The sequence below is a fragment of the Herpetosiphon llansteffanensis genome (assembly GCF_003205875.1).
In the GTDB taxonomy this organism is placed as follows: Bacteria; Chloroflexota; Chloroflexia; order Chloroflexales; family Herpetosiphonaceae; genus Herpetosiphon; species Herpetosiphon llansteffanensis.
This window is the reverse complement of sequence record NZ_PUBZ01000033.1, coordinates 137,546-143,670: the sequence shown is the minus strand read 5'-3', so window position 1 is coordinate 143,670 and position 6,125 is coordinate 137,546. Positions and strand designations below refer to the sequence as shown.

Genomic DNA, 6,125 nt, shown 5'->3' with positions numbered 1-6,125 from the left:
CAATTTGGTACGTGTCGAGGTGGTTGTGCCCCACGCTGCTCCATCCCGAACCAGGCCGTGAACGCGACACACACCGAGGCTACTGCAGCACCCGCTGTGGGAACGTAGGGGGATGCGTACCATTCCAGATAGACTCCGTTGGTTTTCCAACGGAGTCTTCTTTTTGTTTAGCTATCAAACAAAAATCCTCCATGGATATTGCATCCATGGAGGTTGTTTATAGCCTTTAGCTCATTGCTTCAATCTTTGTTGTCTATGATGGCTATTTGTTTAATTGCACGTTTTGATCAGCATGGTTTAGTGTGCTCACTGCTTGAATTAATTTTGTAGCAGCTATGGTTGATAGAAAACACTGTAACTTTGATTATTGGTTTGACGCTGCCAGCCATCCCGCGTGAGTGCCGTATCAAGCAGGCTATTATTTTCAACAATGGCACAACCAATATTGTATTTGCTAAACAGGGCTTGATACTCGCCTGTTTGTTCCATGCTTACGTTTGCCTGCATAAAGTCTTTGGGATACGGATCAAAACGGTTATCAATAAAAACTGGCTTTTGTGGTGCAAACCAAATTAGCTCGCCACCAATATTATAGCTATTATACATATTGGCTGGACATTGCTCCAAAGCTGCAATAATTGGCTCTGAAAGTAGTGGCTCGCGTTGATTCCACACAAATAGTGCTAATCCAACTGCAATAACACCGGTAATGCCAACTAAGATTAATTGCATTGGTTCGGCTTTTTTGGCTTTAATCGCTATCGCCTGCTTCGGTGCGAGCATTTGGGCCAAAAATAAAACTGCTAAGCCATCGAAAAAGATGCTTTGGCGCACTGAACGAAATGCCATAAATCCAAATAAGAGTGTGGCCAACATCAAAAACCAATCGTAGCTGGTGCTCGGTTTGTAGCGTTTTTTATACCAAACCAGCCCAACCACGCCAACTAATAAAAAGAATGGATAGCTACTGATATTCGTCAAGCTTTGGCTGCGCCATTCTTCAATAAAGCTATAGGTGCTGCTATCGAGTGAATTCAGGGTGAAAAGCCATAATTTATAGCCATGTGGATTAATCATGGTTGCGCTTACCGCTGCAATCCCAATCATCAGCCAGTGTAGAATTGCTTCGCGTTTGATAATCGCTGCAATCCCAACTAAACCAAGTAATACGATGCCAATTACGAAGCCTGCGTGTAAATTGGCCCAAACCAGCATATAAGGCACAATCCACCAGTGCAATTTTGGCTGACGAATCAATATAATCAAACTAATAAATAATAAAAATGAAATAATTTGTGGCCGAATGCTCCACGCACTAATGTTATCGATAATGCCTAAAGTGATCAGCAATAAGGTTATTTTGCTACTACTGGGGCTTAATCGATAAATAATCAGCCATGTTAGGGTTACCACGGATGCAAATGCAATCACGATTAATCCAAGCCCGCCGATTGCATAAATCAGGTACATCAGCACTTGGGTTAGCCATTCATGATTTGGCCAGTAGGCATTGAGATTTGTCCAGCTGTAGAGATCAGTGGTAATAATGCTTTTTTGCTGAAAAATATCTTGACCTGTGCGTAAGAGCCACCATGTATCACTACTAAAGTTCATACAGGCACTCATTGCAAAAATCAATATAAAAGCAATTAGAATAAGATAATCTTGTTGGAGAAACCAATTTCTGAGTGGTTTGAACATTATAATCCTCGCTATCGGTTGTGGCTGAATACGAGGATTATACTGGATTTATGCGCTTAAACGACAAACCTGCTTACAATTACTGCAAACAGGCTTGCTATTTTAGTGGCTGATCACCGAAAGTACCCGGCGCAGGACATCGTTGATCGAATGTTTGGTGGTATCGAGATAAATATCGGCAGCATCACGGGCTTCTTGTAAGCGTTGTTGCTGCTGATTGTGTAACCAAGCAGGGAATGTGGGTCGGCCACGTTCATGGACAGCTGGTAAATCAACATCAAGATAAATCACATAATCTGCTTGATGTTTGCGCCAAAGCCCACGAATCCCAGAATGCTCTTGGGCAATCACCCGCGCTTGAATTCCATGGGTTTCCAAGCCTTGGCGTAAGGTCGTTTTACCGGCGGCACATGGCCCCACAATTACCACTGTTTCAGCTTGATCACTCATCGGCGGTTCCTTTCAGCGTATCTGCTGACCGCCAGCTTTGCCTCGATGAAGCCTGTGAATTAGGCTCGTTCTACTGGAAAACAGACGGTCATGCGGCGAACTTTATTTTCCGACTCCATCGGTAAGGCGGCCATCACGATGACGCTCATATCGTCGTTCGGTCGATTTTGATCGAGTTCCACTGCACGTCCTAATAAATCATCGGTAACTTCTTGGGCTGTTCGTCCTTGGCGAACGTTGAAATTGCCAAGATAGTTGTCGAGCTCAATACTTTCGTTGTAACGTCGGCCCGCATGCAAAATGCCATCGGTAAACACCACCACATACACATACGGACGTAACGTAATTTTGGTGATCACCGGCTTGGTCATCGAATACAGGCCAATTGGCGTTGACGGCTCGTTGTAGGTCGTCATTCCTTGTTCATCGATTACATAAAATGGACAAGGATTATTTCTTGATACTAACACACTTCGGGCTGAAAGATCTACTGAAAGTATATTAAGTGTTGCTGAGACTTGGCCATGGCGATAGGCATACAGATAATCGTGAACCGCTCGCGCAACAGCACCATCGCGTGCGCCATCCTTGAGCATGGAAATTGCCCTAGTTGTGACAAGGTTACTGAGCGTTTTGGCCCCCCGCCCACTGCCTTGACCATCAGCTAATACAAATGAAAAGCCGCCATGCGGTCGCTCGATCATCTCAAGGGTGTCGCCGCTTTCTGGGGTGGCATACTTGCCAACTTTTGCAACACCAACTTGCAGTTCCAACATAACAATCCTCAGATTTCTAGTATTGATGGTGCGATTGCCTGTGTTCATCATACCACGAGACAGCCCGCCTTGGGTGCGGTACAATTGGCCTTAGTAGTATAAGGAGGCCGCTGTGGAGCAACGTGTTTTACGTTTTGAAACCCAAGCTGGTGCACGCATCTACAGTCTGCCTGTAGAGGTTTTTCCGCAGTTTTATGCTAATGTCTATGTGGTGGTTGCCGATAGTACCATCTGTTTGATCGATACTGGCTCAGGTCATGGCAATTCCAATCGCGATTTGCTGGCTGGCTTCGAGGCCATTCAAGACCAATGGGGCGAAACATTCAGCCTAGCCGATGTCAATCAGATTATTTTGACCCACGCGCATATCGATCATTTTGGTGGGTTGCCGTTTGTGCGCCAATTTACCCAAGCGCCAACCGCCATCCACATTGCCGATCGACGGGTAATAACCAATTACGATGGGCGGTTGCTTTTCGCATCCAAGGCATTAAGTCGCTTTTTGCGCCATGCAGGGGTTTCTGGCGAGCAACATCAGCATTTGATGGGCATGTATTTGCAGAATAAAGAGGCGTTTCAAACCGCGCCAATCGAGCAAACCTTCGAAGATGGCGATCGGCTGTGCGATTTATTCGATGTGGTGTATACCCCTGGCCATTGCCCAGGCCAAGTGTGTTTGCGTTTGGATGAGGTGTTGTTTAGTGCTGATCATATTTTGGCCCGCACCGCACCGCATCTTGCCCCCGAAATGATCACGCCGGGTACGGGCTTGGAGCATTATATTTGGGGCTTGCAACAAGTGGCCCAGCTTGATGGGATTGCTTTGACGTTGGGCGGCCACGAGCAGCCAATCGAAAACTTGCCCAAGCGTTTGGAGCAAATTTTTGCCTCGAATCAGCGTAAAATCGAGCGCATTAGCGATTTGCTCAAAGCCCAGCCGCAAACTGTGGCTCAGCTGAGTGCTGCGATGTATCGGGGCTTGCATGGCTACGACGAGTTATTGGGCATCGAAAAAGTTGGCGCATTTGTTGAATATTTGTATCTGCGCGGCTATGTACGCCCGGTCAATATCGCCCCCGACGACGACGACCGCGACCCAATTAATGTGGTCTATGAATTGTTTTAAGTGGTCAAATTCCCTCACCCCAACCCCTCTCCCGTCGAACGAGCGAGGGGCTTAAGCGCTTTGATTTAGGAATGAGTCGTCGACTATAACATTGTCCGCGTTTTGGGCAATCATTAAATTAATGTTCGATTTGGCGTATGTGCAGATTGAGAAAGGATACCAATGTATACGATTTTTGAGACAGATATGCTGGAGTACCGCAGAAAGACGCTTACTGCCGAATGTTTGAATTTGCCATCCTCCGATATTCATCGTGCATGGCAGTATGCTACTCCGCTGGTTCCGTTGCACTACCCAGAGGTTTTGGAGTTTGTCGTCCATTCGGTGCCGAACCAGCCCGATACCTATTGGAATGCTTCTGGTTTTTTATTGATTCACCAGCGGCTTGCATCACTATTTAATGCGTTTGGCACGCCCCATGAAGCCTATCCCGTGCTATTGCGCGATAAGCGAACCAAATATGTCCTGCCGCAAAGCGACGATTATGTGGTCTATCGCATCTTGGAAACAGCATCCATCATCGATCCGCAGTGCGACGACGAAGATGATCGAGATACACCATTGCGTCTAAATCCAGCGCTCCCTAGCCATGTGCCACCGGTCTGCTTGGATACGAGCTATCGCTATCTCATCTTTGTGCATGACGAGGTTCGGGCCGCTATGCATGCGCAAGGCATAACTGGGAGCAAATTTTTAACCTTGGATGAATATAATGCGTTGTCCCTCTTCTCGCTCATGAATGGAATTGCTACTAACGAATGATTCTTGCTATGGCAGGTTTATAGGTTCATCGGTATTAAGATCCCCTCACCCCAACCCCTCTCCCACGCGGCGGGCGAGGGGCTTTAACACCGTGGTTCTGCCGCACTAGGTGGTGAAAACGGTCGGCTCCCCCTCGTCCACGTGCAGTGGGAGCGTGGGCTGGCTTACACAGGTTAAGATCCCCTCACCCCAACCCCTCGCCCGTGCGCGGGCGAGGGGCTTTAACCGTGTGGTTCTGCCGCACTAGGCGGTGAAAATGGTCGGCTCCCCCTCGCCCTCATTCAGTGGGCGAGGTTGGATTTGGCCCCTGTCTTTTTGTCAGTTCCTGTGGTGGCTCCCCCTCGCCCGCGTCCAGTGGGAGAGGGGGCTGGGGGGTGAGGGGGAAATTTCTACTCGCCAGTGAAGAAATTTTGAATATCGTATTGAACGTTGTTGGCCCATTTGCTAATTGGATTATCGAGCGCAATATCGTTTAATGTGCTCATTTGGCCTGTCACGAGCAAAATACCAACTGCAATCAACAAGATGCCACTGATCACACTCGTGGAGTGCAAAATAATCGTGCGCTTGCCGATGTTAAACTCTAGCGCTCGTCCGCGTAGAAGCTTCCACCCCTTCGAGCCTTGGCCAAACTTGTTGAAAAAGGTCGCGACGATCATTAAGGGTAGTGCCAAGCCAAGCACATAGATGAAGGTTAATGTTGCCCCAGCGATAATCGAAGCCCCAGTTGAGATCAGCAAGGTCAAAATTGCACCCAAAATCGGGCCAATACAGGCCGTCCAGCCGAGGGCAAAGGTCAGGCCATAGAGATAGGCGCTGCCAACCGTAGCGCTTGAGCTACGTTTGATATTTGCTCCCGTGAAGCCAATGCCAAAGATGCTCATCACGCCCATAATAATGATGATAACGCCACCAATTTGGGCAAATAAATCTTTGTTGGATGAAATGCCGCGGATGGCTTGGCTGGTTGCCGTAATCGCCATGCCCAGCACAACCATCGTGGTTGCCAAGCCCGCAAAGAAGGCCAACGACGAGATAATGGTGCGCTGGCGTTTTTGGGTGACACTCTCATCACCAGCACTATTAATCCCAAATGTCCAGGCAAAATAGGCTGGCAGCACGGGCAAGGTACACGGCGAGAGAAACGACAAAACCCCCGCCATAAAAGCTGGCACCGCCAAGGTAATTACATTTTGGCCACCTTGAGCGACCCCAATCAGCAAAATTGCTGCTACCACAAACACGGCTAGCCCAATCATAGCCATGGTAAACAGTCGGGAGGGTTGGCGCTGTGTTTGCGCTTGTTGCAT

6 protein-coding genes are annotated in these 6,125 nt (G+C 48.0%); 2 read left to right on the top strand and 4 right to left on the bottom strand.

The genetic code is table 11. From position 1 onward, the window contains the following. Positions 1-333: 333 nt before the first annotated feature. The 3 genes from C5S61_RS02455 to C5S61_RS02445 all read right to left on the bottom strand — a co-directional run bounded on the left by C5S61_RS02455 (position 334) and on the right by C5S61_RS02445 (position 2,927). A complete protein-coding gene (locus tag C5S61_RS02455; RefSeq protein WP_110513539.1) occupies positions 334-1,614 on the bottom strand; it encodes a hypothetical protein in 1,281 nt (426 codons plus the stop codon). Between the two features lie 189 nt (positions 1,615-1,803). Then, positions 1,804-2,151: a nucleoside/nucleotide kinase family protein gene (locus C5S61_RS02450; protein ID WP_110513538.1), complete on the bottom strand. Its 348-nt coding sequence runs from the start codon at positions 2,149-2,151 to the stop codon at positions 1,804-1,806. 59 nt (positions 2,152-2,210) lie between these two features. Next, positions 2,211-2,927 carry a PP2C family protein-serine/threonine phosphatase gene (locus C5S61_RS02445; protein ID WP_110513537.1) on the bottom strand — a complete coding sequence of 239 codons (717 nt, stop codon included), beginning with the start codon at positions 2,925-2,927 and terminating at the stop codon, positions 2,211-2,213. Between the two features lie 112 nt (positions 2,928-3,039). Here C5S61_RS02445 and C5S61_RS02440 point away from each other — a divergent pair, with 112 nt between their 5' ends. Both C5S61_RS02440 and C5S61_RS02435 read left to right on the top strand, forming a co-directional pair. Continuing rightward, positions 3,040-4,053: an MBL fold metallo-hydrolase gene (locus tag C5S61_RS02440; RefSeq protein ID WP_110513536.1), complete on the top strand. Its 1,014-nt coding sequence runs from the start codon at positions 3,040-3,042 to the stop codon at positions 4,051-4,053. Positions 4,054-4,215: 162 nt separating this feature from the next. Then, the gene (locus tag C5S61_RS02435) at positions 4,216-4,815 is read left to right on the top strand and encodes a hypothetical protein (protein ID WP_110513535.1); all 600 of its coding nucleotides are present in this window, start codon (positions 4,216-4,218) and stop codon (positions 4,813-4,815) included. A gap of 389 nt (positions 4,816-5,204) precedes the next feature. Here C5S61_RS02435 and C5S61_RS02430 read toward each other — a convergent pair whose 3' ends face one another. Continuing rightward, the gene (locus tag C5S61_RS02430; protein ID WP_110513534.1) at positions 5,205-6,125 is read right to left on the bottom strand and encodes a cytochrome c biogenesis CcdA family protein; all 921 of its coding nucleotides are present in this window, start codon (positions 6,123-6,125) and stop codon (positions 5,205-5,207) included.

Bases quoted from the DNA above. Each gene is read 5' to 3' on its own strand.
- C5S61_RS02450 (WP_110513538.1), bottom strand. From the start codon at position 2,151: ATGAGTGATCAAGCTGAAACAGTGGTAATTGTGGGGCCATGTGCCGCC.
- C5S61_RS02435 (WP_110513535.1), top strand. From the start codon at position 4,216: ATGTATACGATTTTTGAGACAGATATGCTGGAGTACCGCAGAAAGACG.
- C5S61_RS02455 (WP_110513539.1), bottom strand. From the start codon at position 1,614: ATGAACTTTAGTAGTGATACATGGTGGCTCTTACGCACAGGTCAAGAT.
- C5S61_RS02445 (WP_110513537.1), bottom strand. From the start codon at position 2,927: ATGTTGGAACTGCAAGTTGGTGTTGCAAAAGTTGGCAAGTATGCCACC.
- C5S61_RS02430 (WP_110513534.1), bottom strand. From the start codon at position 6,125: ATGCAACAAGCGCAAACACAGCGCCAACCCTCCCGACTGTTTACCATG.